The organism is Jezberella sp., from assembly GCF_964834465.1.
Map to the genome: position 1 here is coordinate 1 of NZ_CBAZRM010000045.1, position 3,202 is coordinate 3,202.

Annotated in this window: 4 protein-coding genes; 1 reads left to right on the plus strand and 3 read right to left on the minus strand. The window is 50.8% G+C overall.

The genetic code is table 11. The features are described from left to right. A partial coding sequence (locus AC1W8Y_RS14985) for a GGDEF domain-containing protein (RefSeq protein ID WP_482015293.1) occupies positions 1-233 on the plus strand: 233 nt, incomplete at its 5' end. A 63-nt stretch (positions 234-296) separates the two neighbouring features. Here the strand turns inward: AC1W8Y_RS14985 and istB are convergent. From istB to AC1W8Y_RS15000, 3 genes are all read right to left on the minus strand, one after another. Beyond that, a complete protein-coding gene (gene istB / locus AC1W8Y_RS14990) occupies positions 297-1,037 on the minus strand; it encodes an IS21-like element helper ATPase IstB (protein ID WP_482015294.1) in 741 nt (246 codons plus the stop codon). Between the two features lie 97 nt (positions 1,038-1,134). Beyond that, the gene (gene istA / locus AC1W8Y_RS14995) at positions 1,135-2,703 is read right to left on the minus strand and encodes an IS21 family transposase (protein WP_482015295.1); all 1,569 of its coding nucleotides are present in this window, start codon (positions 2,701-2,703) and stop codon (positions 1,135-1,137) included. 193 nt (positions 2,704-2,896) lie between these two features. Further along, positions 2,897-3,133 (minus strand): BrnT family toxin, encoded by a 237-nt coding sequence (locus tag AC1W8Y_RS15000; protein ID WP_482015296.1) that lies wholly within the window; start codon positions 3,131-3,133, stop codon positions 2,897-2,899. Between the last annotated feature and the right edge of the window lie 69 nt (positions 3,134-3,202).

Here is a 3,202-nt window from a genome sequence, read left to right on the forward strand (position 1 = left end):
CATTTTTTCATGCAATGGTTGAATCTAATGAGAAGCTTACTCAATTGGCTGCGCGAGATCCTCTGACAAACTTGTTTAATGCCAGAGCATACTATACATTTTGTGACCGATTTATTCGTTTGGCACAGCGGAGTGGGGCACCATTTTCTGTTTTATTTGTAGATCTTGATCATTTTAAGTCGATTAATGTGCGTATTTCGCTCAACGTGACCGGTTGTTTCGGTCTATCGTGACCGCAGTTTGAAGGGTGTTGCGCGGGGTTAAAATTTCACCTCAATCGGTCACGATAGAATACATCAAAGCGGTGTCAGTGTGTTTTTTCTGAGCGATTCTCCCTTCAGTGCAACGCGGTGTGATGCATGCACCAACCGGTCGAGAATGGCATCTGCCAAAGTTGGATCATTCAACCATGCATGCCAATGATCTACGGGCAACTGGCTGGTGATAATCGTAGAACGTGTATTGACCCGATCATCCACGACCTCCAGCAAATCATGCCGCTCGGACGATTGCAGCGGCGTCAATCCCCAATCATCCAACAGCAACACGTCAATCTTGGCCAACTGTGCCAGTAATTTCCCAAAGCTTCCGTCACCGTGAGCGATACGCAACTGTTCCACCAAACGCGGCACGCGCATATACAAGACCGAGAATCCTTGGCGGCAGGCTTGATTGCCCAAGGCACAAGCAAGCCACGACTTGCCAGCCTCGGTGGCTCCAGTCAGCAGTACGTTTTGCGAATGGCGTATCCAATCACATCCGGCCAGCGTGACCATCAAACGCTTGTCCAATCCGCGACTGCCGCGATAGTCGATATCCTCCATGCAGGCTTGTGCCTGTTTGAGTTTGGCTTGACGTAATAGACGCTCCAATCTGCGGTTGTCGCGCCAGACGATTTCTCGCTCGACCAGCAGACTCAGCCGATCTTCAAATGTCAGCGACTGACTGGCTGGCATGATCTGTTGTTCCTCCAGTGCGCGTGCCATGCCATCCAGTTTCAGTGATTTCAGTTGTGTCATGGTGTGTTGTATTAACATCGTTTGTTTCCTTTCTTGGGTTAAGCTGCAAATAGGTACTGTGTGTAAATGTGGTGCTTTTTATTGCCGCAATAAGTTGGGCTTGATGGCGTTGTTATTAGTGGTAATAGTCTGATCCACGCACGTTTTCATGGGCCGGTGAAACCCAATCTGCTTGTGCAGTTTTTTGTTCGGTGGGCGTCATGGGTAGCGGTTTACTGTCCAGTCCGGCTTTCAATATATTGATGACCGAGCTGCGGTTGAGTGCGCCCAGTGCCACCGCTCTGGCACATGCCGCCTCAAGTCTTTCTTTGCTGTACTGGCGAGCCAGCGTCAGTAAGCCCAGACACGAGCGGTAGCCCATCTCTGGATGCGGTTTGCTTGTCAGTTGATAATCCACGATGCAACGTGTGCTTGGGCCAATGTCGCGCCCCCAGTCCAGTAGGCGTTGTGGCGACCATTCCAAATGCGCACGGTGCGATGCCGGCATGTGCTCCGCCACCGTAGTGTGGGCACCCCGTTTGGCGCTCTTGGCATGGCACGCAACACGACTTCCGCGATGCAGTAATTCCACTGTGGTGAGCGTGATACGCGCTTCTAGTTCTTGCCTTGCGAGGCTGTGCGGCACACTATAGTAATGTCCTTCAATGTCAACGTGATAGTCGATGTTGACCTTGCAGAATTTGAAGGTGGCCAACTCGTAAGGATGGGGCGGCAGTGCTTTGAGGTGGGGGCGATCCAGCAATAAAAACCACTCTTCACGACAGCCGTCTTTCTTCTGGAAAGGGCGATGATTCAAATTATCCAACAGCGAGCGGATGGCCAGATTGAGTTCGGTCAAATTGAAGAAATGCTGATGACGCAATCGTGCCAATATCCAGCGTTCCACGATTTGCACGCCGACCTCTGCAAGTGCTTTGTCTTGGGGATGACGCGGACGCGCCGGCAAGATCACCGTGCCATAGTGACGGGCACAGTCTTGTGCTACACGATTGATTATCGGCTCATAACGGTCTGCATCTTTTACCAGTGCTTTGGGGCAGTCGGGCACAATCATTTCCGGCACGCCGCCGATAAAGTTCAGCGCACACGTTAAGCCGTGCAACCAGTCCGCTTGCGTCTCTCTGGCCGTAGCACACACGTAGGTGTAATTGGAGGCACCCAGCACAGCCACAAAGATGTGCGCTTGAGTGATTTCACCCGAGAGTTGATCGATGAGCGGCACAGTGGGGCCGGCATAGTCGATGAACAGTTTTTCGCCGGCGCGGTGTATCTGGCGCATGGAGCGTTTGAGCGTGGCCGCGTAATCGTGATACAGGTTGCAAAACTGCGTGTAGCGGTACGTGGCAACACCGCAGTTGGCTTCGACATATTCCTCCCATAACAGCAGCAAAGTCATGCCTTTTTTGTGCATCTCGCGGTGAGCGATTGCCCAATCCGGCAGGGGGCGTGGTGCGCCTCGCGTGCGTTTGGTGTTGGGGATTAACAGATGCTGGAGTGCGGTTTCATCAAGCAATGAAACCTTGTCCCAATCTAGGCCAGCAGCTTTGGCAAGCTGGGCATATTTGCTGATGACGCCTTTAGACAACTCTAAGGCTTTTGCTATCTGCTCGTGTGACAACCCACACGACCATTTCAAACGAAGACATTCTTTAATTTTACGCATGGATACTTGTTTAACCGGCATTTCATTTCCCCTTCAAAATCGAGGGAAAATGCTCGGTCTCCTAGTTCATGCGCAACACCTATTTCTTGCTGATTTTTGTTTCACTCTATCGTGACCGGTCATTTCACTCGATGCCTAAAATCGGTCACGATGTAGCGAAACAGCCGGTCACGATAGACCGAAATCACTGGTCACGACTTAGCGAAATGACCGGTCACGATGCTCCGAAATACGCAATAACGTGGATTTGATCTTTTGTTTCGGTATGGCTAATCGTCACGATGGTAGTTCCTAAAAATCCGGTGGTATTGAAACGTTGTTCGCCGTAGTAATCGCGGGAATCTTCTATCGTGATTGTCGGGCCGTTGAATACCTGTTCGGACTGGGCAAAATCAAAGCCGTGTTTCTTCAGGTTGGTCTTGCGCTTAGATTCCCGCCACGTAAATTTCATAGCTCAAATTATACATACGATAATATATATTGCAAGTCATTTGACGAATCGGGCGGGAGGAGCCTAACG

What these genes read in the sequence shown, in the direction of transcription:
- istB (WP_482015294.1), bottom strand. Translation starts at nt 1,037, where the DNA reads ATGTTAATACAACACACCATGACACAACTGAAATCACTGAAACTGGAT.
- istA (WP_482015295.1), bottom strand. Translation starts at nt 2,703, where the DNA reads ATGCCGGTTAAACAAGTATCCATGCGTAAAATTAAAGAATGTCTTCGT.
- AC1W8Y_RS15000 (WP_482015296.1), bottom strand. Translation starts at nt 3,133, where the DNA reads ATGAAATTTACGTGGCGGGAATCTAAGCGCAAGACCAACCTGAAGAAA.